Annotated in this window: 22 protein-coding genes; 18 read left to right on the top strand and 4 right to left on the bottom strand. The window is 63.4% G+C overall.

Annotated features, from left to right (window positions below; genetic code table 11):
• Positions 1-123 precede the first annotated feature (123 nt).
• The 12 genes from Q1L50_RS12005 (at position 124) to Q1L50_RS11950 (ending at position 15,417) form a co-directional block, all read left to right on the top strand.
• Complete coding sequence (locus Q1L50_RS12005) at positions 124-1,578, top strand: sigma-54 dependent transcriptional regulator (RefSeq protein ID WP_300339056.1); 1,455 nt, start codon at positions 124-126, stop codon at positions 1,576-1,578.
• Positions 1,578-2,972 carry an AAA family ATPase gene (locus tag Q1L50_RS12000; protein ID WP_300339053.1) on the top strand — a complete coding sequence of 465 codons (1,395 nt, stop codon included), beginning with the start codon at positions 1,578-1,580 and terminating at the stop codon, positions 2,970-2,972. The genes Q1L50_RS12005 and Q1L50_RS12000 overlap by 1 nt, the downstream gene beginning before the upstream one ends.
• A gap of 116 nt (positions 2,973-3,088) precedes the next feature.
• A complete protein-coding gene (mshL, locus tag Q1L50_RS11995) occupies positions 3,089-4,912 on the top strand; it encodes a pilus (MSHA type) biogenesis protein MshL (protein ID WP_300339050.1) in 1,824 nt (607 codons plus the stop codon).
• The gene (locus tag Q1L50_RS11990) at positions 4,909-6,150 is read left to right on the top strand and encodes a tetratricopeptide repeat protein (RefSeq protein WP_300339047.1); all 1,242 of its coding nucleotides are present in this window, start codon (positions 4,909-4,911) and stop codon (positions 6,148-6,150) included. Before mshL ends, Q1L50_RS11990 begins: the two co-directional genes overlap by 4 nt.
• 51 nt (positions 6,151-6,201) lie before the next feature.
• Complete coding sequence (locus Q1L50_RS11985) at positions 6,202-7,914, top strand: type II/IV secretion system protein (protein WP_300339044.1); 1,713 nt, start codon at positions 6,202-6,204, stop codon at positions 7,912-7,914.
• 5 nt (positions 7,915-7,919) lie between these two features.
• Positions 7,920-9,125: a type II secretion system F family protein gene (locus Q1L50_RS11980; protein ID WP_300339041.1), complete on the top strand. Its 1,206-nt coding sequence runs from the start codon at positions 7,920-7,922 to the stop codon at positions 9,123-9,125.
• 4 nt (positions 9,126-9,129) lie between these two features.
• On the top strand, positions 9,130-10,671 hold the full coding sequence (locus Q1L50_RS11975) for a hypothetical protein (RefSeq protein WP_300339038.1): 1,542 nt from the start codon (positions 9,130-9,132) through the stop codon (positions 10,669-10,671).
• Positions 10,668-11,267: a hypothetical protein gene (locus tag Q1L50_RS11970; RefSeq protein WP_300339036.1), complete on the top strand. Its 600-nt coding sequence runs from the start codon at positions 10,668-10,670 to the stop codon at positions 11,265-11,267. Before Q1L50_RS11975 ends, Q1L50_RS11970 begins: the two co-directional genes overlap by 4 nt.
• Before the next feature lie 37 nt (positions 11,268-11,304).
• Complete coding sequence (locus Q1L50_RS11965) at positions 11,305-11,775, top strand: hypothetical protein (RefSeq protein ID WP_300339034.1); 471 nt, start codon at positions 11,305-11,307, stop codon at positions 11,773-11,775.
• 134 nt (positions 11,776-11,909) lie between these two features.
• Entirely contained in the window at positions 11,910-13,151 is a 1,242-nt protein-coding gene (locus tag Q1L50_RS11960) for a hypothetical protein (RefSeq protein WP_300339032.1), read from the top strand.
• Complete coding sequence (locus Q1L50_RS11955) at positions 13,139-13,951, top strand: prepilin-type N-terminal cleavage/methylation domain-containing protein (protein ID WP_300339030.1); 813 nt, start codon at positions 13,139-13,141, stop codon at positions 13,949-13,951. The genes Q1L50_RS11960 and Q1L50_RS11955 overlap by 13 nt, the downstream gene beginning before the upstream one ends.
• A 176-nt stretch (positions 13,952-14,127) precedes the next feature.
• Entirely contained in the window at positions 14,128-15,417 is a 1,290-nt protein-coding gene (locus Q1L50_RS11950) for an adenylate/guanylate cyclase domain-containing protein (protein ID WP_300339027.1), read from the top strand.
• On the opposite strand, the gene Q1L50_RS11945 is transcribed toward Q1L50_RS11950, so the two are convergent.
• Entirely contained in the window at positions 15,414-17,132 is a 1,719-nt protein-coding gene (locus Q1L50_RS11945; RefSeq protein ID WP_300339025.1) for a sensor histidine kinase, read from the bottom strand. The two genes, Q1L50_RS11950 and Q1L50_RS11945, sit on opposite strands and share 4 nt — an antisense overlap.
• Positions 17,133-17,310: 178 nt before the next feature.
• Between Q1L50_RS11945 and Q1L50_RS11940 the strand changes: the two genes are divergently transcribed.
• A complete protein-coding gene (locus Q1L50_RS11940) occupies positions 17,311-18,024 on the top strand; it encodes a prepilin-type N-terminal cleavage/methylation domain-containing protein (RefSeq protein WP_300339022.1) in 714 nt (237 codons plus the stop codon).
• A gap of 145 nt (positions 18,025-18,169) precedes the next feature.
• Here Q1L50_RS11940 and Q1L50_RS11935 read toward each other — a convergent pair whose 3' ends face one another.
• Positions 18,170-20,137 (bottom strand): monovalent cation:proton antiporter family protein, encoded by a 1,968-nt coding sequence (locus Q1L50_RS11935; protein ID WP_300339019.1) that lies wholly within the window; start codon positions 20,135-20,137, stop codon positions 18,170-18,172.
• Between the two features lie 111 nt (positions 20,138-20,248).
• On the opposite strand from Q1L50_RS11935, the gene Q1L50_RS11930 reads away from it, so the two are divergent.
• The 5 genes from Q1L50_RS11930 (at position 20,249) to Q1L50_RS11910 (ending at position 24,101) form a co-directional block, all read left to right on the top strand.
• Positions 20,249-21,232, top strand: coding sequence for a KpsF/GutQ family sugar-phosphate isomerase (locus Q1L50_RS11930; protein ID WP_300339016.1), 984 nt, complete (start codon positions 20,249-20,251; stop codon positions 21,230-21,232).
• Positions 21,233-21,314: 82 nt separating this feature from the next.
• Positions 21,315-21,908, top strand: a complete 594-nt coding sequence (gene lptC, locus Q1L50_RS11925) for an LPS export ABC transporter periplasmic protein LptC (RefSeq protein ID WP_300339013.1) — start codon at positions 21,315-21,317, stop codon at positions 21,906-21,908.
• Positions 21,905-22,516, top strand: coding sequence for a lipopolysaccharide transport periplasmic protein LptA (gene lptA / locus Q1L50_RS11920; protein WP_300339010.1), 612 nt, complete (start codon positions 21,905-21,907; stop codon positions 22,514-22,516). The genes lptC and lptA overlap by 4 nt, the downstream gene beginning before the upstream one ends.
• A gap of 255 nt (positions 22,517-22,771) precedes the next feature.
• A complete protein-coding gene (locus Q1L50_RS11915; protein ID WP_300339007.1) occupies positions 22,772-23,323 on the top strand; it encodes a phasin family protein in 552 nt (183 codons plus the stop codon).
• A gap of 232 nt (positions 23,324-23,555) precedes the next feature.
• Entirely contained in the window at positions 23,556-24,101 is a 546-nt protein-coding gene (locus Q1L50_RS11910; protein WP_300339005.1) for a phasin family protein, read from the top strand.
• A 113-nt stretch (positions 24,102-24,214) separates the two neighbouring features.
• Here the strand turns inward: Q1L50_RS11910 and Q1L50_RS11905 are convergent, their stop codons facing one another.
• Positions 24,215-24,970: a molybdopterin-binding protein gene (locus Q1L50_RS11905; protein WP_300339002.1), complete on the bottom strand. Its 756-nt coding sequence runs from the start codon at positions 24,968-24,970 to the stop codon at positions 24,215-24,217.
• On the bottom strand, positions 24,967-25,719 hold the full coding sequence (locus Q1L50_RS11900) for an EI24 domain-containing protein (protein ID WP_300338999.1): 753 nt from the start codon (positions 25,717-25,719) through the stop codon (positions 24,967-24,969). The genes Q1L50_RS11905 and Q1L50_RS11900 overlap by 4 nt, the downstream gene beginning before the upstream one ends.
• Between the last annotated feature and the right edge of the window lie 20 nt (positions 25,720-25,739).

The raw sequence follows: 25,739 nt of genomic DNA, 5'->3' as shown, positions 1-25,739 counted from the left end.
AAAAAGCGTGATTATACCGGACTGGGCCGCACTCCCGGCGTGAAATGCTTGGCGCTAATATAATTGTGAAATAATAGAGAGTTACGCCACCCGGTAAGGACAGCGCGAAGTTTCATGCTCCCCATGATGGAAATCCCCCCGCCTGAAAAGCCCCTGCTGCTGATCGTCGACGACGATGCGCTGATCTGCGACACCTTGAGCCTTTCGCTGAGCCCGCTCTTCGAGGTTCTCACCAGCCACTCGCGCCCGCATTGCATGCAGCTGCTGCGGCAGTTGCGCCGGCTGCCCGAGCTGGCGCTGGTCGACCTTGGCTTGCCGCCGCTGCCGCATCGTCCCGATGAGGGTTTCGCGCTGATCTCGGACCTGCTCAAGATTGCCCCGGAGATCCGGATAGTCGTCCTCTCGGGGCAGAGCGAGGACGGCAATGCGCGACATGCGCGTACGCTCGGCGCCGCCGATTTTGTCGCCAAGCCCTGTAATCCAGGCGACTTGCAGCTGGCGCTCGAGCGCGCGCAGGCGTTTCGCGCCCTTGATGAGAAACGGCACGCCGGCGACGGCTTGTCATCGCTGATCGGCAACAGCCCGGCGATCCAGAAATTGCGGATGCAGCTTCGACAGTACGCCGACCTGCCTTTCGCAGTGCTGATCGAGGGCGAGTCGGGCAGCGGCAAGGAGATTATCGCTTCCGCCTGTCTGCATTACGATACCCGTCGCCGTGACAAGCCATTCCTGGCGCTCAATTGTGCCGCCATCTCGCCAAACCTTGTCGAGGCGACGCTGTTCGGCTACGCCAGGGGGGCGTTTACCGGCGCCATCACGACCAAGGCGGGCTACTTCGAGGACGCCGCCGACGGTAGCTTGTTCCTTGACGAGATCGGCGAGCTGGCGCTCGAACTGCAGGCGAAGCTGCTGCGAGTGCTGGAAAATGGCGAGTACCAGCGGGTCGGCGAAACCCAGCAGCGCGTCAGCCGGGCGCGGATCATCGCCGCCACCAACCGTGATCTGCGCAAGGAAGTCAGGTCCGGCAACTTCCGGGCTGATCTCTACCACCGCCTGTCGGTCTGTTCGATCGTCGCGCCGCCATTGCGCGAAATGGGCGACGACAAGCTGCTTCTGCTCGACCACTTTCGTCATCTCTACGCGGCGCAAGCGCAGCAGCTGCCATTCGGCCTGGCGGCCGACGCCAGGAGTCTGTGGCTCGACTATCCCTTTCCCGGCAACGTGCGCGAGTTGCGCAACATTGTCATTCGTCTGGCCACCAGGCACGCGGGGCAGACGGTCGATGCGGTCGCACTGGAGGCCGAGCTGGATCTGCCGGACGAGCCGCTGATGGCCGCCGCGAGGATGGGCATGGCGGTCGACGAGGGGGCCGGCGACGCGATCATCGGCGCCGCGATGCAGCGCTTGAGGCAACGCGAGCCCTTCAGTCTGGATGGCCTGCTGGATGCGACCGAGCGTGGCTATATCGAGGCCGCGCTGAAGCTGGCGCATGGCAATGTCAGTCAGGCGGCGCGGCTGCTTGGCATCCACCGGACAACGCTCTACAACCGCATGGAAGCCGCGGCGCGGCAGCCCTGATGTACCTCGATCATTTCGGGCTGCGTCAGCCACCTTTCCGGATCACGCCCCATACCGAGTTCTTCTTCGCCGGCGGCAACCGGGGGGCGACGCTCGAGGCGCTGATCTATGCGATTACTCACGACGAGGGAATCGTCAAGGTCAGCGGTGAGGTCGGCAGCGGCAAGACGATGCTCTGCCGGATGCTCCTCGAGAAGCTGCCGGACAACGTCGAAACGGTCTACCTGGCCAATCCGATGCTCTCGCGCGACGAGATTCTGTTCGCCGTCGCCGAGGAACTCCGGATACCGCTTCCAGAAGGGCGCAGTCAGCTGCTGCTGCGCGCCCTGCAGGCGCGCCTCCTGGAAATCTACGCCGCAGGTCGGCAGGTCGTCGCCCTGATCGACGAGGCGCACGCCATGCCGCCAGACGCTCTCGAGGAGATCCGGCTGCTCTCGAACCTCGAGTCGAACCAGCACAAGCTGCTCCAGATCGTCCTTTTCGGGCAGCCGGAACTCGACGAGCGCCTGGCTCAAACGGCAATGCGCCAGCTCAACGACCGCATTACGCACAGCTTCAGGCTCGAACCACTGCGCGCCAGCGACGTTTCGGTGTATCTGATGTTCCGGTTGCGAGCTGCTGGCTACCGCGGCCCCGATCTTTTCACCAGGCGGGCGATCCAGTTGATCAGCAGGGCGTCCGAGGGGCTGAGTCGGCGAATCAACATTCTTGCCGACAAGGCGCTGCTGGTTGCTTTCTCGGACGGCGTGCACCAGATCGATCGCCGGCAGGTTCGGGCGGCGATCCGCGACGCCGGGTTCCGTCCGATCAACCGCGCTCGCGGCGTCTGGTGGGCGTGGGCTGGCGGGGCGGCGGTGGTCGGCTTGTTCAGTGCTCTGGCCTATTTCGCTGGCAGTCGCAACGCCACCAGTAGCTCGCTGACGGCGTCAATCGCTCCGCCGGCGGTGGTCGTTGGCGCGCCGGCGACGGTCGACCAGCGGGCAGTGCAACCGGCAGCCGGCAGCCGGCCTGCGGCGCAGTCGCCTGGCACGGTTCCCGAGTTGCCGTCGGCAGCAGTCGGGCCCGACGCCGCCAGGCCATTGACCCTGGCCGAGCGGATTGACGCCACCAGGCGCTGGCTGGAAACCGCGCCGGATTCCCATTACTTCATTCAGTTGCTCAATGTCGATGCCAGCAGCGAAAAGGAAGTGGTTGATTTCATTGCCCGTAACTCGGCCGCACTCGATCTGCGGCAAGTTCGCGTCTATCGTTCGAGCCTGAGCGGACGGGACCGGCTGGGCGTCATCTACGGCGATTATCAGTCGCGCGAGCAGGCGAATGCGGCGCTGGCCACGCTTGGCGAGGTCACTCCGTCGAGCAAGCCCTACGTCCGGTCCGTCAGTCGATTGCGCTGAGAGAGGGGCCGGACGCGGCCCCGGAGCAAGGTCCGAACACAATAAAAATCATGCACTTGTCTCGAAGTCTTGGCGTGGTATGATGAACTTGAACTTTAACTGGAGCAAGCTTCAGCGTGTCCCTGCAAATTCTCGGTGTCACCTTTCTTGCGCTGCTTGTTGGCGCCTGTGCCCCGACGACGCTGGCCAGCGGGCCGGCGGCCGGACATCTGCAGCTCGACAGTGTGGTCAGCACTCAGGGGACGATCCCGCCACCGGTTCAGCAAAGCGTCTGGCTGCCCCCGCCGAGGGCGACCGGCCGGACCGAAACCTATAGCGTCGTCGTGAACAATGTCCAGGTCCACGACCTGCTGTTTGCCCTCGCCCGCGACGCCAGGCTGAACGTGGATATCCACCCTGGAATCACCGGCGTGGTGACGCTGAACGCGATCGACCAGACCCTGCCGCAACTACTCACCCGCATTGCCAAGCAGGTCGATATGCGCTTCGAACTCGAGGGGCCCAACCTCGCGGTCATGCCCGACACGCCTTACCTCAAGAACTACAAGGTCGACTACGTGAATATTGCCCGCGATGTGACGGGTACGATCTCGACCAATACGCAGATTTCGACCAGTGCCCTGGCAACCGGCAGTGGTGGGGCGATCGGCACCGGCAATACCTCGCGCATCCAGATCGATAACAGGTCCCGGAATCGTTTCTGGGAGTCGCTCGAGAAGAACCTCAAGGAACTGCTGTACGAAACCGACAAGATCTTTCCGGAAGGCTCCACCGAAACGGTGACCGAGCAAACTGCGTCGCAGAGTACCACCGGCACCGGCGCCCCAGGTGGACAGGCCGCAGGAGCGGCGGCGCGGGTGACCCAACTGGCGCAGACGCTGGCCGGCAGTCCGAATCCGGCCACCTTGCAGAACACCGGCGCGACGGTAGTGAAGCGGATGACCTTCCGCGAAGCGGCGTCAGTGATTGCCAACCCGGAAGCCGGCGTGATCAACGTCCGGGCCACCGCCAGACAGCACGAAAAAGTCCAGGAGTTTCTTGATCGGGTCATGAGCAGCGCCCGGCGGCAGGTGCTGATCGAGGCGACGATCATCGAAGTCGCGCTGAGCGATGGCTACCAGCAAGGCATCGAGTGGAGTCGTCTGACCAGCGGCAGCGAGTACAGCATCACCAAGCCGGCACTGACCACCAACGTTCCGAGCGCGGTGACGCCGTACATCATCAAGTATCGCGACCTCAACCCGCTGAATCTGCTGGCAACCGTCGATCTGTTGCGCGCCTTCGGCACCGTCAAGGTGCTCTCCAGTCCGAAACTGTCGGTGCTCAACAACCAGACGGCGACGCTCAAGGTTTCGGAGGATTTCGTCTACTTCAATGTCAAGCAGGAAGTCGTCCCCGGCAACACCAATACCAACGCCACGGTGACCACGACGACCACGCCGCAGTCGGTTTCGATCGGCTTCTTCATGAGTCTGACGCCGCAGATCAGCGACAACGGCGAGGTTACCCTGAACGTTCGCCCGTCGATTTCCAGTATCGCCGAGCTGAAGCAGGATCCCAATCCGAGCCTTGCCGCAAACAACATCAAGAACCTCGTGCCGCAGATTCGGATGCGCGAGATCGAGTCCATGCTGCGTGTTCAAAGCGGCGACATCGCGGTGCTCGGCGGTTTGATGGAAGACCGCCTAGACAACCGGACCGGGCGCCTGCCGGGCCTGGGGGACATCCCCTTCTTCGGCGAAGTTTTCAACAATCGCGCCAACTCGTCGGCGAAGTCGGAACTGGTCGTGCTGATCCGTCCGACGGTGATCCGGGACGCGTCCATCGACGGTGATTTCAGCAGCTTCAAGGAGACTTTGCCCGGCAAGGATTTCTTCAAGAGCGAGCAGGTCTATCGACCGTTTTCGCTTCCCGACCGGAATCCGGAGAGGCTGCAGTGAGTCTGCTGATGGACGCTCTGCGGCGTGCCGAGGAAGCCAAGCGCCTGGCCAGTGCCGGCGCTCGACCGGCAACGGCCGCTTCGCCAGGCGAGTTGCGCCTTGACCCGCTGGAAAGCCCGCCGCCTGCGGCTGGTCAGACGCTCCCGTCGCTGGCCGAGGAACTCGCTGGAGTCGATGCGGACCTGGCTGCTGCGGCCACCAGCGCGCCGCCGAGAAGGCGCACGCCATCGCCGGAAGCGCAGCCGACCGACGCCGATCCTCGTCAGTCTGCCGAACGCAACGCGGCGCGAAACATCTTTGCCGTCAAGCAGCTGCCACGCTCTCGTACGTCCCTATGGCTGTTCCTGGGATTGGTCGGCGTGGCGGCAGCAGGGATCAGCGGCTATTTCTGGTGGCAGCTGCAGTCCATCAGTGGCGCGGTCCTGATGGCGCCGACGACGACCGGGCGGCCACCGGGGCCGCCGGTGCTGCCGGCCAGCGCGACCCCGGCAGCGATCACGCCGACCGCAGAAGCAGTCGTCGCGCCCCCCGCGATGCCGGCCGAGCCACCGTCCTTGCCGCCGCCAGGCAGGACGGCAGAGTCGTCGTCGCGCGCCCCGCGCGTGAGCAGCGAGGCCGCTCGCCCACGCACCGCCGAGCCGGAGGTTTTTCAGCGCAGCAACCGCCGGCAGCAACAGGTGCAGGCGCTCGACCGGGCCTACCAGGCCTGGCAGGCGGACCGGCTGGACGACGCCCTGCGTGGCTACGAGCAGGTGCTGCGCGGCGATCCGCGGAATGCCGACGCGCTGCTCGGGGTGGCAGCGATCGCTGCTCGTCAGGGGCAAAGCGAGCGGGCGCAGGCTTTCTATCTGCAAGTACTCGAATCCGACCCGACCGACGTCACCGCCCAGGCGGCACTGATCAACCTGCGTGGAGCGAGCGACGCGGGGCAGTCGGAGAGCCGCCTGAAGACCTTGCTGGCCAGCCAGCCCGAGTCGCCCGCGCTCTATTTTGCGCTCGGCAACCAGTATGTCCGGCAGGCACGATGGAGTGACGCGCAGCAAGCCTATTTTCAGGCCTACGCTCTGGAGCCGGGCAACGCCGACTATATCTACAACGTCGCGGTCAGCCTCGACCACCTTCGCCAGAAGAAGCTGGCCGCACAGTACTACCGGATGGCCTTGAGCGCCGCGGCCACGTGGCCCAGTGCCTTCGACCGCGATGCGGCAGCGAAACGCATCCTTGAACTGCAACCCTGATTCCGGCGATGGGCAGCGACCGCCGCAGCTGATTTGCCGGCCAATCCGACGATGAACGCGCCAGTCGCCCATACCCACTCGCGGCCCCTTGGTCAGATCCTGATCAGCAAGGGCATCCTCAGCGAAGATCAGCTGCGCATCGCCCTGCTCGAGCAGATGAAGGCCAATCGGCCGATCGGCAAGCTGCTGGTCCTGCTGGGTTTCGTCTCCGAGGCGACCCTGCGCGACGCGCTGTCGGAAAGCCTCGGAAAACAGAGCGTCGACCTGTCGAAGGCGATCATCGACCCAGCATCGCTGAAATACGTCCCGCGCGATCTCGCCAAGCGCCACCATCTGCTGCCGCTCGACTACGACGCAGAAAACCGGCGCTTGACCGTGGCCATCGCCGACATCAACGATATCGTTGCGCTGGACCGGATCCGCGACCTCGCCGGCGACGAGATCGAGATCGACACCCTGCTCGCCGGCGAGACCGAGATCGATCGCGCCATCGACCAGTACTACGGCCATGAACTGTCGATCGACGGCATCCTGCACGAAATCGAAACCGGCGAGATCGACTTTCGCGGCCTGCAATCGTCGGCCGACGAGTACAGCCAGCCGGTGGTCCGTCTGATCGACTCGGTGCTGACCGATGCTGTCAAGCGCGATTCGTCCGACATCCACTTCGAGCCGGAAGCGAGCTTTCTACGCATCCGCTACCGCATCGACGGCATGCTGCGGCAGATCCGCTCGCTGCATAAGACCTACTGGCCGGCAATGGCGGTGCGGATCAAGGTCCTTTCGGGGATGAACATCGCCGAGACCCGCGCCCCCCAGGACGGCCGCATTTCGCTCAACATGCGTGGCCGGCAGATCGATTTTCGGGTTTCGGCACAACCGACGATTCACGGCGAGAACATCGTTCTGCGCATTCTCGACCGGCAGAAAGGAATCGTGCCGCTGGAAGGCCTGGGTCTCGCGGAAAAGCAGCTTGACCAGCTCAAGCTGATGATTGCTCGCCCGGAAGGTATCGTTTTCGTCACCGGGCCGACCGGCAGCGGCAAGACGACAACGCTCTACTCGGTGCTCAACCACATCAACTCCGAGAGCGTGAACATCATGACGCTCGAAGACCCGGTCGAGTACCCGATGACCCTGGTTCGGCAGACCTCGGCTGCCGAATCGGTCAAACTCGATTTCGCCAACGGCATCCGCTCGATGATGCGCCAGGATCCGGACATCATTCTGGTCGGCGAAGTGCGTGACGCGGACACCGCCGAGATGGCGCTGCGGGCGGCGATGACCGGCCACCAGGTGTATTCGACACTGCATACCAATTCGGCGATCGGCGCCATCCCGCGCCTGCTCGACATCGGCGTGCTGCCGGACATCATGGCCGGCAACATCATCGGCATCATCGCGCAGCGCCTGGTGCGGCGTCTGTGCCTGCACTGCAAGATCCCCTATCAGGCCGAAGCACACGAGGCGCGCCTGCTGGGCAACCTGATCGATGGTCCGCGACCGGTCATCTACCGCCCTGGCGGCTGCGAGCGCTGCGAATTTCAGGGCTACCGAGGGCGCCTGGCGATCATGGAGTTGCTGCGCATCAACGGCGATATGGATGAGCTGATCGCCCGCCGCAGCACCGTTCGCGAAATGCGCACTCTGGCCAGCCGGCAAGGCTTTGCCACCCTGGCCGACGACGGGCTGCGGCGCGTTCTCGACGGTTCCACCGCGCTCGAGGAAGTTGGCCGGGTGGTGGACCTGACCGACCGGATGTAGGGCCGGTGCCGCTCTACACTTACAAGGCGGTCAACCCCGATGGCCGAATGGCTCTCGGCAAGATAGACGCGCTCAACCTGGTCGACCTCGAGATGCGCCTGCGGCGCATGGAACTCGACCTGGTCAGCGGCGAACCGGTGAGCAACCGCAGCGGCCTGTTCGCCGGCGGTGGTGTTCCGCGCCGGGAGATGATCCATTTCTGCTTTCATCTGCAGCAACTGGTGCGTGCCGGGGTGCCGGTCATCGAAGGCTTGACCGACCTGCGCGACAGTCTCGAGCACCCCCGTTTTCGCGAAGTGGTCGCCAGCCTGGTTGAATCGATCGAGGGCGGCCAGACGCTGTCGCAGGCCATGGGCAGTCACCGCCGCGTATTCAACGCCGTCTTCGTCAGCCTGATTCGCGCCGGTGAAGCAACCGGCCGGCTGCCGGAAGTCCTGCAGAGCCTCAATGAGTCGCTGAAGTGGGAAGACGAACTGGCTTCGCAAACCAAGAAGATGCTCGCTTACCCGGCATTCGTCGGCACGGTCGTCCTCGCGGCAACCTTCTTCCTGATGATCTACATGGTTCCGCAGCTCAAGATGTTCGTCAAGAACATGGGGCAAGTACTGCCGACACAGACCCTGATCCTGTTCTTCATCTCGGACCTGATGGTCGCCTACTGGTATCTCTTTCTGCTGCTGCCGGCGCTGGCCGTCATCGGTATAAAGCTGCTGCTGAACAGCAATCCACTGGCACGCTTTCGCTTCGACGGGATCAAGCTGCGACTGCCGATTCTCGGCAGTATCGTGCGGAAGATCGTTCTGTCGCGTTTTGCCAACACCTTCGCCCTGCTCTACGCTTCGGGAATACCGATCTTAGAATCGATCCGCACAACGCAGGATGTGGTCGGAAATCTGGTCATCCGTCGCGGTCTGGAGCGTGTCGAACAGCTGATCGGCGAGGGACAGAATGTCACGGCGGCGTTTCACAGTACCGGCTTTTTCCCGCCGCTGGTGATCCGTATGCTGCGCGTTGGCGAAAATACCGGAGCGCTTGATGATGCATTGATCAATGTCAGCTACTTCTATAACCGCGACGTCAAGGAATCAGTGGAAAAAATGCAGCAGCTGATCGAACCGATGCTCACCGTTGTGATGGGCGCTCTGCTCGGCTGGATCATGCTCTCGGTACTCGGGCCGGTGTACGACGTGATCAGCAAGATCAAGGCCTAGGGCGATGCACGCCCGCCGTCTTCTGTACCTTAGCGGCCATCAGTTGCTGGCCTTCCATTGGCAAGCCGGCGTGCTCACCGGGGAGGGATCGTTCGATGCCGGCGAAGCAGGGCAATTGCCCTTCGCCCGGTATCTCGCGCAGCACGCGAAGAGCCTTTTCTCGATCCTGGTCAATGTCTCGGAAGAAGGCTTCCACATCGAGACGATACCCTTCCTGCGCGGCGAGGATCGCAAGGCAATCATCGCGCGCAAGATCGGGCAACTTTTTTTCAGTACCAGGCTGAGCACCTCCCTGTCGCTCGGGCACCAGAAATCACGGCGCAAGGATGAACGCATCATGCTCGCCGCGCTCACCAACCACGAGTTTTTTGTCCCCTGGCTGGAGACCATGGCCCGTGCCGAGGTGGCCCTGGTCGGAATCTACTCCTTGCCCTTGCTCGGGCCTTTGCTGCTGAGAAAGCTCGGCGTCCCTCAGGGTCCCTGCCTGCTGCTGAGTATTCAGGACCAGAGCGTCCGTCAGAGCTACCTGGAAAACGGCGAACTGCATTTCAGCCGCCTGACACCCCTGCACAACAGCAGCATCGGCGGGATAGCGCAGACCTTTTCCAGCGAGGCGGCCAAGCTGCAACAGTATCTGGTCAGCCAGCGCCTGCTTGGTCGCCAGCAGCCAATCGTCGCCTACCTGCTGGCCCACGCCAGCGCCAGGAAAGCAATCGAGAACAGTTGTGTCGATCGCGACACCTTGTCGTTCACCATCCTCGATATCGAGGACAGTGCGCGCCGGTGCGGTCTCAAGGCGCTTCCCGAGCATACCCATTGCGAGCCGCTGTTCCTGAACCTGCTGGCCACGGATCCACCACGTGCCCAGTTTGCCAACGATGAACTGCGCCACGATTACCATCTCTGGCTGCTGCGCGCGGTCTTCCGTGGAAGCGCAGCGGTGGTACTGGCAGGCTGTCTGCTGCTGGCCGGCAAACTGCTGGTCGACGCCCGCAGGTTCAGTCAGGAAGTCGATCTCCTAGGCGCGGAAACGTCGCTGGCTCGCCAGCGCTACGCGGACATCGTCAAGACCTTCCCGCCGCTCACGACCACTAACGAAGCATTGCGTCGGGTCGTCGACCGATATCTCGATCTGGAACGGGGCAGCGCCACGCCTGACTCCCTGTACCGCGAAATCAGCCGCGCTCTCGAGAGCGTGCCAGCGGTCGAGATCGACGGCATCGAGTGGAAAGTGAGTGAGGACCCGTCGCCACAGCAGTCCGCGACGACGAGCGCTCCGGGCAGCAGGCCGCTGCCGGTCGGTAGCGAGACGGCTGTTGTGCGCGGCACCCTGCGGCTTGGCGCGGACAGCAACCCGCGGCAAGTGCTGGCCGTTTTCAACCGCCTGATCGACGCCCTGAAGAGGAACCCGAAACTGGAAGTCGAGGTGCAGCAGCAGCCCTTTGATATTCAGTCGGGCAAGTCGCTCAAGGGCGGCGATTCTCCTGCCGACGAGCGACTGCCGCGGGCTTTCAAGGTGCAGATCCGCCGGGCCATCGAATCATGAAACTCGGGCGCGCCGATTGGCGCAAGCTGCAGCCCGGCATTCTCCTGGTGGTGCTGGCGGTCGCCGTCGGGCTCGCTGCGGTGTATTTCGCAAACCAGGCCAAAGCGGATGCGCAAAAGGCCAGGCTGCTCGTCCGGGCACAGCTTCAGGAGGCCGATGGAAAGCTGAAGCAGGTCCGCCAGGAGGAGACCGAGGTCAAGCAGAAGTCGATTGTCTTCAACAAGCTGGCGGAGCGTGGCATCATTGGCGACGAGCAGCGTCTGGACTGGGTGGAACTGCTCAAGGAGATTCGCGACAAGCACCGCCTAATCGATCTGCAGTACGAGATCTCGCCACAGCGCATGCTCGACAAGCCGGGAGACGACTTCAGCTTCTTCGTCAGCGCCATGAAGATCCAGCTGAAACTGCTGCATGAAGAAGACCTGTTGCGCCTGATCGACGACCTGCGCCGTCAGGCCAAGGCACTGGTCCGAGTCAGGAGCTGCCAGGTCGAACGGCTACCGGCCACTGGCGATGACCGCAGTGGCGGCCGGGCACACTTGCTCGCCGATTGCGAAATCGACTGGCTGACACTGCGCGATGTGCGCAAGAAATAGGCCGCAGGACGACAGCAGGAAGGGGTAGAGGAAACCAATGACCCGGGTCTCGCCACCAGCTGACATGCGGCTTGCCTTGGCGCTGGGCAGCTGGCTCCTGCTGCTGGTGAACTGCCCGACAGCCGTCGCCGCAGACGAAGCTGTCGGCCGGCTGTTCTTTACCCCGGAGCGCCGTCAGCAGCTTGACCGCCAGCGCGAACTGAATATTCTCGACAAGCAGCAGCTTCCGGCGGACCCGACGCTGACCATCGACGGCGTCGTCGTTCGCAGCAGCGGCAAGCGTACGGCGTGGGTGAACGGCAGTCCGCAGAACGAAAATGAGCAGTGGAATGGCTTGACGGTCAGCCCGCGTCACGGCGACCCCGGCAAGGTGCTGGTCGAGTCCAGCGATTCTCCACCGGCAAGAGCGCGTGTCGGACAGTCCGTCAACCGCAACACCGGCGAAGCGATCGACCTGCTCGACGGTGGTCAGCTGCGGGTCCATTCGCGGCCAGCGGGGTCGAAGTAGGCATGCGCGCGCCGCCGTCCTTGCTCGCCGGGCGGCTGCCCCCATGCTCGGGCCAGCCGCCGCGCAGCGCGGATCGCTGGCGCCGCCGAGTCACTGCTGCTGGCCGCAGACGGCAGCAGGCCGGCGTCGCATTGATGGCCATGCTGGTGCTGCTGACGCTGTGGGGTCTCTATCTGTTCGCTGGCCAGCTCAATGCAAACCAGCTGCTGCTGGCCAACGCGCGCAACGGTGCGGCGGCACTTGGCCAGGCCCGCGAGGCCGTGATCGGGGATGCGATCAGTCGCTTGCCGGTTAACGATGCGAGCTATCTGCGCTTGCCTGATCTCGGCTTCAGTCCGGTAGGGGTGCTGGCCGAGGGATTCGTTTCGCCGAACTTTGCCGGCAACGGGAAGGATTCCTCGGTGATCGGGAAGTTTCCATGGCGCACCCTTGGCATGGCACCCCTTCGCGATCAGCGGGGGGAGTGCCTGTGGTACGTGGTTTCAGGCCGCTTCCAGAAAGCCATCAAAACCGACGTGCTGAATTGGGATACGCAGGGCCAGATCAGCGTCATGGACAGCAACGGCAACGTCGTCGCGACCAATCTGGCCGCGCTGATCGTCGCCCCGGGCCGCGCGCTGGAGGGCCAGAGCCATGCTCTGGCCGATCCGGCTTACGCCGAATGCGGTGGCAACTACGATGCCCGCCAGTACCTTGACGCTTTCAATAACGGCAATGCCATCGCCGGGCAGGTCAACTACTTCGCTGGCAGCATCAACAACCGGGTCGCCGCCGATGGCAGTAGCAAGATCTTCGTCGGCGCCGAAAACGACTTCTACAACGATCGCTTCCTGATCGTCACCGTTGACGACATCTTCACTCCCCTGATCCGGCGCGCCGACTTCAGGGATGCTATCGGCGCCATGCTCGATTACTTCAAAGGGCAGAACGACGCGATCAAGGCCCAGAACGACGTGATTGCCGCGGAGAACGTCGTACGCATCCAGAATGGCCTCGAACCCCTGCCGTTGGTGGCCCAGGTTGGCGTCACCGGGAGCAAGGGCGTCGACGGTCTCGACTGCGGCGCGGCGCCAGACCCGGCCTTCTGCAGCAACTGGAAGGAGATGCTTCTTCTTACCCAGCTTCCAGCGCCGGCGCCGATCATCATCGACGGCGTGGCATCGGCGAACTGCAACCGCGTGCTGATTTTCGCCGGCCGCAAGGCGGCTGGACAGACCCGCGGCACGGTGGCCGAAAAAGCCGACAAGGCGAACTATCTCGAAGACCAGAACGCCAGCTCGTTCAACGTTCCGGTCGCCGTCGCCAGCGTCTTCCGCGGCCGCTCGGTTTTTGACTTCCGCACGCCAGCGGCGGATCTGCTCCGGTGCCTTCTGTGAACACGCCGCATGGCCAGGCGCCGGGTGAGGACGGATTCACGCTGACCGAACTGGCCGTGGTGCTGGTGATTGTCGCGCTGGTTGTCGGCAGCCTGCTGATACCGCTGTCGGCACAGATCGATATCCGCAAGACCAGCGACACCAGGACGGCAATGGCCGAGATACGGGAGGCCCTGCTCGGTTTCGTTGCCGTCAACGGGCGCTTGCCGTGCCCGGCTGCGGCGACCCTGGCGACCGCAGCAGCAGGTGCCGGGCGCGAACTCAACCTTAGCGCGGGTGGCAATTGTCTCGACCTCAATGGTCTACCCACCGAGGTCGGCGTCTTGCCGTGGGCGACGCTGGGAGTCAACGAGACCGACGGCTGGGGGCGCCGCTATACCTACCGCGTAACCCAGCAGTTCGCTACCAGGGTGCCACCGACGGTTCCCGGCGCTGGCTGGCCGGCACCGTGCAACGCCGGGCCCAATCCGGTCAACGCGGCTTTCGTGCTGTGTTCCATCGGTACCCTGAACGTACGCTCCGCCGCCGCACCGGCAGGAAACGTGATCGGCGTCCAGGTGCCGGCGGTCGTAATTTCTCACGGCAGGAACGGTAACGGCGGGTTCACCCCGCAGGGGACGCAGTTGCCGATCGGTGCTGACGCCGACGAGCAGGACAACCAGTTGACCAATGGCGGCCTGGCGATGGCCAACACCGACTTTGTCAGCAAGACGCCGACCGGAACTTTCGACGACGAGCTGATCTGGATGTCGCGGGTTGTCCTTTTCAACCGTTTGATCATCGTCGGCAAGCTGCCCTAGCCTCCGCTGCGCTCGTTCAGCCCGAGGTCCTCAATGGGTTCTCAGGCAAGGGCCCGCCGTTCGCCTTCTCCCGCCGATTGCGCTGGCGCCTTGCCCTTGCCCCGCGCGCATTGACCGTCCTCAAGCTTTAGGGTCCAATAGCCTATGCCTTCGTTCTACCTTCAATGAGCGACCCGATGACCGCCGGCCGGCCCCTCCTCGAACGACTGCGCAACGCCGGCATCTCACCGACCGACTCCGAAGAGCTGCGCCTGCAGAAGTCGCTGCTGTTCTTCGCCACCGGGCTGATCAGTCTGGCGTCGATGGTCTGGCTTTCGATCTACTGGCAACTTGGCCCACGTTTCTCGTCCAACCTTCCGTTTGCCTTGCAGTTGCTGCTGGTCGGCAATCTTCTGGTGTACCTGAAAACGCTCAATTTCAATGTCTTCCGGCTGATCCAGTTGTCGCTGTTCTTGTTCACGCCGTTCGTTGCGCAGTGGAGCATCGGTGGCTTCATCACCGCCAGCGGGATCAGTCTGTGGGCTCTGCTGGCACCGATCGGAGCGCTACTGTTCATCGGCACTCGCGAGTCGGGTGCCTGGTTTTTCGCCTATGTCTTCCTGACCATGCTGTCGGGTGGCTTCGACTACTATCTGGCCGACTCGCCGAGCAGCTGGCAGCAAGCGGTGCCGACGCAAACCACGGCGTTCTTCTTCGCGCTCAATTTCACCGCCGTGTCCGCGATCGTCTACCTGCTGCTGCGCTACTCGGACAGCGAGAAGCACCGGGTTCAGCAGCGCCTGCAGGAGGCGCACCAGCTGCTGCAAATTGAACAGGAGCGCTCCGAGCGGCTACTGCTCAACATCCTGCCGGCGCCGATCGCCGAACGCTTGAAGAACAGCAAGGAGCCGATCGCCGATGGCTTTGCCGAAGTCTCGGTGATGTTTGCGGACATCGTGAATTTCACCCGGCTTGCCGAAGGCCTGACGCCGCAGCAGGTGTTCGCCATGTTGAACAAGATTTTCTCGTGCTTCGACGAACTTGCCGAACAGTATGGCCTCGAGAAGATCAAGACCATCGGCGATGCCTACATGGTCGCCGGCGGCCTGAACGACGCGCGCAGCGACTATACCGGCGCCCTGGCCGACATGGCGATCGAGATGTGCCGCCTGCTGCGCGACGACGCGAACATCAATGCCATGCACCTCGAACTGCGTATCGGGATCGGCAGCGGCCCGGTGGTGGCCGGCGTCGTCGGCAAGAAGAAGTTCATTTACGATCTTTGGGGCGACACCGTGAACGTCGCCAGCCGGGTTACCAGCGAAGGCGTTCCGGGGATGGTTCAGGTCGATGAACTAAGCTACCGGCGCCTGCGCGATCGTTTCGATTTCCATCCAGGGCAGACGATTCACCTGAAGGGCAAGGGCAACATGGTCGTCCACCGGCTTATCGGGCGCCGCGAGGCCGGAGCGGCACCAGGCGCCTAGGCGTTTTCGGGCGTACCCGGCGAACGTCGGCGCAACTCGAAACACACCTGCCCTGGCTGATTGGCGGCCAGGTGCAGTTCGTAGCCGCAGCCCTCCGCTTGGCGCGCGGCATGATAGAGGCCGATCCCCAGCCCGCTCTCCGACGCTACCGGTGCCTGCAGCAGGTCAGCCAGCACGTGCGCGCTGACCGCCGTGCCGGTATCGCAGACACTCAGAACCGATCCGTCGGCCGCCATCGTGACGCGCACCTGCAGTCCGCCTTCGGCTTGACCTTTGAGCAGGGCGTTGTGCAGCAGGTTGTCGGCGACGCTGTCGAACAGGGCGGTTGGCAGGAGCGCATCCGGGTCGAGGTCGGTAGCGACGAAGGTCACCGGCAGGCCGGCATATCGTTGCTGCTGGATCTTCCACCACATCGCCGCCGGCAGCACGCCGCCAGCCTCGCTGTGCGGCTTCTGAAGTTTGCCCAGCGTCTGTTGCAGGCGTTGGGTGATCTGTGGCAACTGACGCTGCAGCAGCAATTCGAGCCGCTGGTGATCATCGCCGCTGGTGGTCTGCGCCAGATAACACAGATTATTCAGCGATTGCAGCAGGTTCTTCACGTCGTGCGTCAGGCGTGCGCCGGTCTCGTGGATCGCTCGCAGGTAGCTGACCTGCTGCAGCTCGCGGGCGCGCAGTTTGGCGATGTAGTGTTCGTTGGCCAGTTGCGCCAGTAGATGGAAGTGCCAGATCAGTGCCGGGCTAAGCTTGTGGCGGGTGTGCAGGGTCAGTTGCAGCGGTTGTCCGGCAAAATCATGGGCAAAGCGCGAGTCCTTGCCAAAAACGCCTGTTCGTGTCCCGGCAATCCACCGGCCACCGTCTACCCACGGCAGGTCCAGCATTTCCTCGAGCGCTTGCGAGAGGAATCTCTCGGGGTCGCTTTCGCTGCCCGCCAGGGTGGTCAGGCGATGCAACCAGTTCTCGAAGGGCAGGCCAATGGTCAGCAGGTAGCGCGAGAAAAAGACGTCGACGCCAGTGAAACCGGGGCGCGTGTTCCACGTCCAGCCAATCAGCAAGAGCAGCACGGCGATCGAGATCAGGGTATTGAGCACCGCTTCGAGATAGCCCGACTGGCGCAACAGCATGAACGCCAGGCTGCCCAGCACCAGCACGGCAATCAGCAGGAAGATGAACAGGCTGTAGAACAGGTCGACCATGCCTCCGCCGGGCCGATCGCTGTCGGGAGCGAGCGGCAGCAGGGTCATCACCAGGAGGAAGAGTGGCATCCCCCAGGCGAACTCCAGATCCAGCGAAGGGCCGACCAGGGCTGCATTGGCGACCATCCGTGGTACCAGCCAGAACAGCAGCGCCGCCAGCAGGTAAGCAAAAGCGATCAGGTAGAAGACGCGTGTCGGCCGATGATCGGTGAACATCACGCGGCCGCCGACCAGCGCCGCCAGGATGATCACCCAGACGATCAGCAGCCACCAGCCGTAGAAGGCGATGCCACCTCCCAACAACAGCGCGATCACCAGCAGGCCGCTGAAATCGAGTCGCCTTTCGGCGTAAATGAAGGGCTGCCAGAGGATGAACAGGCCAACATGCACCAGCCAGCACAGCATGCTGAAGAGCTTGTCGGTATCGGCCAGCAGCGCCACGTGCAGCAGGCCGAGCAAGGCAATCAGCAGCCAGCGCTGACGCTGTCGCAAGGCGCTGGCGAGGCGTTCGAGCAGGCTCACGCCGCGCTTCCCGCGGCTGCCCGCAGCCGCCAGCGCCGGTTGCTCATCAGTCCGACTCCGGACAGTAGTGTCGAAAACTCGACAGATTCGGCGGCCCGGGCGGCCAAATCGGCTTATTTTTGCTGGCACGAAACATGCTTGTACCCAGTGTCATTTTCGACACGGACTGGAGAACGAAATGAACCAGCTACCACAACGGCAGGCGGGCTTCACCCTGGTGGAGATTGCCATTGTACTCGTCATCATCGGCCTGCTGCTTGGCGGGGTGCTGAAGGGACAGGAGCTGATCAACAGCGCCAAGGTGAAGAACATGGTCGGTGACTTTCGCACCGTCTCGAGTCTGGTCTATGCCTACCAGGATCGCTTCAAATCCTTCCCCGGTGACCAGACGCAGGCGCAACTCGATCTGGCTTTCGGGGTCAACGCAGCGGCGGTTTGCGCCCCCGCCGCCGCTGGCTTGTGTGCTCCGAACAACGGTCGCATCGACGGCACCTGGGATGCCGGCGGCGCCGGCACCGGCGTCGTCACCGACGAAAGCTCGGTATTCTGGCAACACGTCCGCCTGGCCAACCTGGCCACCGGGACGACCGTGCTGGCCGACGCCAACTACCGGCCGCGTAATGCTGATGGCGGTTTCATCGGCCTTGAGAGCGGCGTGACCGGCGCTGGCGCCGCGGCACCCTACATCGCCGGCATGCGGGGCTCGTTCTTCGTCTGCTCCGCGGGTATCCTGGGCCGCTACGTCAGGCAGATCGACACCACCATGGATGACGGCATCACCGAGGGCGGCTCGGTGCGAGCCGTCGCTGATGGCGCCAACCGAGGCGCTGCGGCCGTGGCGACGGCGGCCATTGTCGACGGTAACCAGTATACGGTTTGCGTGGCCTACTGAGCAGCAGCTGGCCGGGCTGCAGCGAAGCGGATTGCTGGCCGGTAACTTGAGATCTGGGTAACCGATACAGGGCGGGCCGCCGTTCAGGCGTCCGGGTTTCGTCGGCGGCCCTCGGAACGCTCTGCCCCGCCGCCCCGGCCTTCCTTCAGCCCTGCAGCAGCCGCTCCTCGGCAGCCGTCAAGGCGCTCTGGGTGCCGAGCAGGACGACCACGTCGCCGGCGCTGAAACGGATTTCGGCCGACGGCTCCAGCGCCCTGATATTGCGTCGGCGAACGGCGGTCACTTCGGCGCCGAGTTCGTGCAGGGCCAGTTGGCCAAGCGTCCGGCCAATGGCCTTGGCGCCGTCGACGAGCAGCACCGAATGCAGGCGTGCTTCTTCTACGTCGAGCGTATCCTGTTCCAGATCGCTGTCGCCGTGGAAAAAGCCACGCAGCGACCGATAGTGGTCGATCCGCGTCTGGCGGAAATGCTCGAGGACCTGCGCGTGCGGTACGCCGAGATGGCGCAAGGCGTGCGAGGCGAGCACCATGCTCGTTTCAAGCGTTTCCGGGACAATTTCGGCGGCTCCCGCCCGCAACAGCGCCTCCAGATCCTTTTCGTCGAGAGTCCGAACCACCACCGGCAGGTCTGGCTTGATCTGGCGAATGTGTTCGAGCACTCGTTCGCTGGCGCGCGCGTCGGCAAAAGAGATGATCGCCACGCTGGCGCGAGCGACGCCGGCGGCGACCAGCGTTTCGTGCCGGGCAGCGTCGCCATAGATGACGTTCTCTCCGGCTGCCGTCGCTTCACGGATCCGCTCGGGGTCGAGATCGAGAGCGAGGTAAGTAACGTCTTCCTGTTCCATGAAGCGAGCCAGATACTGGCCGGTTCGGCCGTAGCCACAGATCACCACGTGTTTTTCGGTGTTCATCGTCTTCGCCGCCAACTGGGTCATCTGCATCGAGCGCATCAGCCACTCGCTGGCGGCGAAGCGGAGGACGATCTGGTTGCTGTACTGGACGATCAGCGGTGCCAGCAGCATCGACAGGACCAGCGCCGCCAGCACCGCTTGCAGGACCGGTGACGGCAGCAGTTCCAGGCGGCGCATTTCGGCGAGCAGAACAAAACCGAACTCGCCGCCGGCGCACAACCACAGACCGGTGCGCAAGGCGCCGCCAAAGGTCGAGCCGAACAGCCGCGAGAGGCCCAGTACCAGGGCAAACTTCAGCACCAGCAGCGCCACCAGGACGCCCAGCACCAGTGGCGCGTTGGCGACGACCAGCGGGACGTCGAGCATCATTCCGATGGTGACAAAAAACAGCCCCATCAGGACATCGCGAAAAGGCTTGATGTCCTCTTCGACGTGATGGCGGTATTGCGTTTCGGAGATCAGGATGCCGGCGACGAACGCACCCAGCGCCAGCGACAGGCCGGCCAGCTCGGTGAGGTAGGCGAGCCCCAGCGTGATCAGCAGGACGTTGAGCATGAACAGCTCGGCCGACTTGCCCCTGGCGACGATGAAGAACCAGCGGCTCATCAGGCGCTGGCCAAAGAACAGCACCAGCGACAGCACCAGGACGGCCTTGAGCATCGCCAGCCCCATCATGGTCGCCATCTGCTCCGGCGTTTCAGAGAACGCCGGAATCAGGATCAGCAGCGGTACCACCGCGATGTCCTGGAACAGCAGCACGCCCATCACCTCGCGTCCATGCGCTTTGTCGAGTTCGAGGCGCTCGGTCAGCAACTTGGTCAGCACCGCCGTTGATGACATGGCCAGCGCGCCTCCGAGGGCGACCCCTTCCTGCCAGCTCAACCCCAGCGCGGTGACCATGGCGGTGACCGCGACCAGGGTCAGCAGAACCTGCAGCAGGCCGAGACCGAAGACGATGCGCTTCATGGCGTACAACTTGGGCAGCGAAAACTCCAGCCCGATCGAGAACATCAGGAACACGACGCCGAACTCGGCCAGGTGTTGAGCGCCGGCAAGGCCGCCGACCAGGTCGAACGCGTGCGGGCCGATGATTGCGCCGACCAGCAGATAGCCGAGCACCGGTGGCAGGTTGGCCGAGCGAAAGACGATTACCGAGACGACCGAAGCGCCGAGCAGCATGACAACGGTTGGCAGCGTATCCATTTGTCCCTCCGGTCTTTGGTCTGATCGCTTCGCCACTCCCACACCGGTCGAGCGGGGTCGGGGCGGCATGGCCTTCTGTTATACTCTCAGGATGATAATCGCTGCCTGCCAATGAAACAAATCAGTCCATCGTCGAAGGCGCTGGAACTTGCCCGGCAGGTTCTACGGATCGAGGCTGACGCGGTGCTGGCTCTGGCCGAACGGATCGACGGGGCCTTTGTGCAGGCATTGGCGCTGATTCTCAACTGCCACGGACGGGTGATCGTCAGCGGCATGGGCAAGTCCGGTCATGTCGGACGCAAGATCGCTTCGACGCTGTCCAGTACCGGAACCCCGGCGTATTTCGTCCATCCCGCCGAGGCCAGCCACGGCGACCTCGGAATGATCACCCGCGACGACGTTCTGATCGCCATTTCGAATTCCGGTGAGAGTGCCGAACTGCTGACCATCGTGCCGATCGTCAAGCGGCTCGGAGCCAAGTTGATCAGCATGACCGGCAAGGCGCATTCATCGCTGGCGGTCGAGTCCGACGTGCACCTCGACGCCGCGGTTGCGCTGGAAGCGTGCCCGCTCAACCTCGCGCCGACCGCCAGTACCACCGCGGTCCTGGCGCTCGGCGACGCACTGGCGGTGGCGCTGCTCGATTCGCGCGGTTTCGGCGCTGCGGATTTTGCCCGCTCGCACCCTGGTGGAACCATCGGGCGGCGCCTGTTGACCCACGTCAGCGACGTCATGCGGGCTGGTCCTGCTCTTCCAGTGGTCGTTCCGGAAACCAGCGTGCCCGACGCGATCCTCGAAATCTCGCGCGGCGGGATCGGCATGACCAGTGTGTTGACGCCCGAGCGCCGCCTGACCGGGATCATCACCGACGGCGATTTGCGGCGTGCTTTCGCCAAGGGACTCGACCTGCGGCTGCTCGTGGCGGCCGACATCATGAGTCGAGGGCCACGCGCGATCACGCCCGAACGGCTTGCCGTCGAAGCGGTCGAGATGATGGAGCAGCACAAGATCAACCAGCTTCCGGTGGTTGACGACAGCGGCGTCCTGCTCGGTGCGTTGAACATGCACGATCTCTTCAGGGCCAAGGTCATCTGATGTCTGCAACCGCCGGCCACCACGGCGCGACTGCCTGCGCTCGCCGGCCAGGCTGCTTGTGCCTTGGCAATGAAGGTCGCGCATGAAGCAGTGGAGCAGTGCCGCACTGCCGATCGGCATTCTGCTGATTCTGGCCGCGCTGACGTTCTGGCTGCGCTATGCGACAGAACTCGACGAGGTCCGCGGCGACGGCAAGCACCGTCACGATCCTGATTACGTCGTCAGCGATGCCACGGTGCGCAAGATCGGTCAGACGGGAACGCTGAAGTACACGCTGTTTGCCGAAGAAATCCGCCACTATCCCGATGACGATACAGTGGACCTGATCAAGCCCAGGCTGGTCTACTTTAACCCGACCAAGCCGCCGGTGAGTATCAGCGCGGTGCGCGGACATCTGAACAGCAAAGGTGAACGGGTCGAACTCAGGGAGCAGGTCGAAGTGCGGCGCGAAGGCACCGGGAAACAGCCGCCGCTGCTCGTCGAGACGCCCGAGTTGACAGTCCTTACCGATGAGGAAAAGGCGTTCACCAAGAGTTCGGTGGTGATCACGCAGGGGAACTCGTGGGTTCAGGGCGTCGGCATGATGGTTGATAACAGATTGCAGACCTATCTTCTGGAATCCCGGGTTACCGGTCAAATTGAAAGCCATTCGGCCAAGAAAAAGCCCAAGACATGAAAAACACCTATTTCTGCGCCTGCGCCAGCACCCTGCTGCTGATGGTTCCGCCGATGCCGGCGCAGGCCGAGCGCGCGGACCGCGAGAAACCCGTTCAACTTGAAGCGGATCGGCTGAGCATCGACGATCTCAAGAAGGTCCAGATTCTCGAAGGGAACGTGGTCCTCATCCAGGGCACTCTCCAGATCCGCACCAATCGCCTGGTGGTCACCCAGGATGCTGACGGTTTTCAGAAGGGTACCGCCACTGGCGGTACCGACGGGCTGGCCCGCTTCCGGCAGAAGCGCGAGGGACAGGACGACTTCATCGAGGGCGAGGCCGAACGCATCGAGTACGACGCTCGTGCGGAAAAAAGCGAATTCTTCAATCGTGCCTGGGTCAAGAGCGGCCTCGACGAAGTCAGGGGCCCGTATATTTCCTATGATGCGCTGAACGAGAAGTACCTCGTCACCACCGGCGCCGGCAGCACCAAGACCGCCACCGGGGCGGCGCAGGCGCGCGTGCGGGCGATCATCCAGCCGCGCGGCAAGAACGACAATCCGGCCGCACAGCCAGCAGAGCCGCTGACCCTCAAGGCGGCGCCGAGCGCGAAAACCGGCGGCAAGTGAAGCGGGTGCGCAACTGGGCGTGCAGCTGCCGCCACCCGTGCCGGGTATGAAATTGTCCTGAGAACGTCATAAAAAACATCGTCGTACGAAGTATGTTGCGCTGCACCAAAAAACGCTTGACAAGCCCTCAGCGGCGCCTATAATGATGTCCATGGTGCAGTGCAACAAAAGGTCTGGGTGCCAAGAGGCGCGGGACCGAGGAGTTCAACATTGCACATGTTTGTTGTACCCCTAACTCATTTGAGGAGATTGACCATGTTTACCACGCCCGAACAATTCGCCGCCGCCAACAAGGCTTCCGTCGACGCCATGCTAACCTTGGCCAACACGGCTCTGGCCAGCGCCGAGCGCATCGCAGCGCTCAACCTGAATACCGCCCGTTCGATGCTGGAAGACGGCGTCAGCAACGCCAAGGCGATGCTCGGTGCGAAGAACGCCCAGGAGCTGTTCTCGGTGCAGGCTTCGCTTGCCCAGCCGAACCTCGAAAAGGCCGTTGCCTACACCCGCAGCGTCTATGAAATCTCGGCGCAGTCGAAGGAAGAAGTCTCCAAGCTGCTCGAGGCGCAGTTCGCCGACTTCCAGAAGCAGGTCTTCGCGCTGCTCGAAAAGGCGGCCAAGAACGCGCCGGTTGGTTCCGATGTTGCTGTTTCGGCCGTCAAGTCGGCCATCGCGTCGGCTACTTCGGCTTTCGACAGTATGAACAAGGCCGCCAAACAGGTTGCCGACATTGCCGAGTCGAACGTGGCGGCAGCGACCAACGCCACCGTCAAGGCCGTTGGCGCTACCGCCGCTGCGACCAAGAAGTAAGCGTGCCCGCGCCTATCGGGCTCGATGCGGCTGTCTGACCAGCAAGCGTACGAGGAGCCCCCGGCAGCATTCGGGGGTTTCTTTTATTGGGGCGCTTGGCCGCTGCCATCCGGTAGGCGTTGAACAGCAGTACCCATAACGGGGCGGGAAGAGCGTGTCGCTGTGTTCACGCTTCCTCGATTTTCCGTCACGCGCCTTAGGCGTCTTATCATTGCCATTTACGGAGGAATTCATGAACACCATCGATCTCGACAAACTCGCCCAGAGCCAGAAAGCCAACGCACAAGTCATGATGACGCTGGTGCGCACCGCTTTCCACGGCATGGAACAACTCTCTGCCCTCAATCTGGCGGCCAGCCGCGACCTGTTCAACTCCAGCGCCAGCGGTGCGCAGCAGTTGATGGAAATCAAGGACCCGCAGCAACTGACCAGCGTCGCCGGTTCGCTGGCGCAGCCCAACGTTGAAAAGCTCCTGGAATACTCACGCGGTCTGTACGACCTGGCAGCCAACATGCAGCGCGAAATCACTTCGGTAATGGAACAGCAGTACAGCGCCATGAGCCAGACGGCTTCGGGCCTGGTCGACAAGAGCAGTGCTGCGCCGATTGCCGGCGACGTGTTCTCCGGAGCGATGAAGCAGATGATGAACGCTTCGACCACCGCCTTCGAAAACATTTCGCAGATGGCCAAGCAGATGACCGACATCGTCGACACCAATATCAAGGCGGCTTCAACCGCCACGGCGCAGGCGGCCGCGGCCCTGACCCCGAAGAAGTAAGAGGCGTTTGCCGGCTGATCCGGCGCCAATCTGTACCCCGGCCGCGGTCGGGGTTCGTTCGTTGACCGGCAGCCTCGGTTCCGCTATGGCCGCTGCAATGTCCTGGATCTCGCCTAAGGCCGCCACTGCCAGTTGATGCCGCGCCGTTCGACTTCCTGGCGGATGCTGCTCATGGCGGCGTCGACCAGTGCCGGCTGGCCTTCGACGCCGAGTTCGAGGTGTCGCCGCTGCCCGTCGTCTGATATCGATGGCAGGCTGAACAGGCGTAGCGTTGGAAACTCGGTGACGATCCGTTCCATCAGATCGAGCAGGGCGCTCTCGTAACTGTTCGCACCGGTCAGCAGGAACGCTTTCTCAACGCTTGGCTGGCGGTGAAAAAGCCCGCCGTAGAAGGTGTCGAGCGCCCATTCGACCATCGGGTGCGCCATCTGCGGAAAGCCGGGAACAAAGTGATGATCGCGTACGCGGAATCCTGGAATGCGGTTGAACGGGTTGGGGATGATGTCCACGCCGCGCGGGAATGTCCCCAGCAGCAGACGGACGTCGTTGGTCTGGTCGCCGAAACGGCTGCGGAGTTCGCGTTCCGCATCGGGATGCAGGACCAGGTCGACGCCCAGCGCTTCGGCCGCCGCCTGCCGGGTCTGATCGTCCGGCGTATTGCCGATGCCGCCGAAGCTGAAAACAATGTCGCCGGCGGCCAGGCTGCGCTTCAGGGTCGCCGCCAGGCGCGCGCGATCGTCGCCCAGGTACTCCACCCACGCTAGCCGCAGACCGCGTGCGCCGAGCAACTCGGCGATCCTGGAAAAGTGGCGGTCGCTGCGCTTCCCCGAGAGGATCTCGTCGCCGATGATGATCGCCCCGAAAGTCATGGTCTTTCCTTCAGCGCCGGCGGCTCGTTGATTACTGCCACCAGCGCTCCCTGCCGCAAGCGCCTAAGCGCCTCGAGGCAGAAGTGCGTATACGCCAGTGCCGCCAGCGTCGGGGTCAGCAGACCGAGCACCGGGACATGCGCCAGCAGTGCCAGCACGACCCCGAGCAGCAGCAGCGGCCAGCCCTGCTGGCGGCGCAGTTCGCGCCACTCCTGCCCGGTGGCGTGCACCGTGAGCGCGTCGTAGGCAAACGTTCGACGCGTCAACCAGGCCATCCACAGGATCGGCAGCAGCAGGCCAAGCCCGGGAATCAACCACAGCGGCAGCGTCAGCAGCCAGCCGATGAGGTACAGCAGTACTGCGGCAATGCTGTTCCAGGCGCCCGCGGTCAGGCTGTCCTTGCCGACTCGCGCCAGTTCCGGGTAATCGGCGCGGGCGACGTGATCGAGCAGCAGTGGCATGACGAAGATCGCCGCCAGCAGCATCGCGGTGACGAAAGCGGCGGCGAGAATCAACAGCCAGCCGCCGAGTACCGCGCCCAGCTTGGCCAGCCACACCGCTCCCCAGCCGGCCAGCCAGGTCAGCGGCGGCTGGTCTACCAGGAGACCAATCAGGCTTTCGAGGGCGAATACCGTCAGCCCGATCCAGACCACAACCGCGACCACCGCTGGCCCGAAAAACAACAGCCAGACGCGCCCGCGGCCGAGCGTACGCAGGCTGCGCCCCATTGCCAACACGATCTCACTCACTGTTCATCTCCTTGCCCACG

This window comes from Accumulibacter sp. (assembly GCF_029255145.1).
In the GTDB taxonomy this organism is placed as follows: domain Bacteria; phylum Pseudomonadota; class Gammaproteobacteria; order Burkholderiales; family Rhodocyclaceae; genus Accumulibacter.
This window is presented reverse-complemented; position numbering and strand designations above follow the sequence as displayed.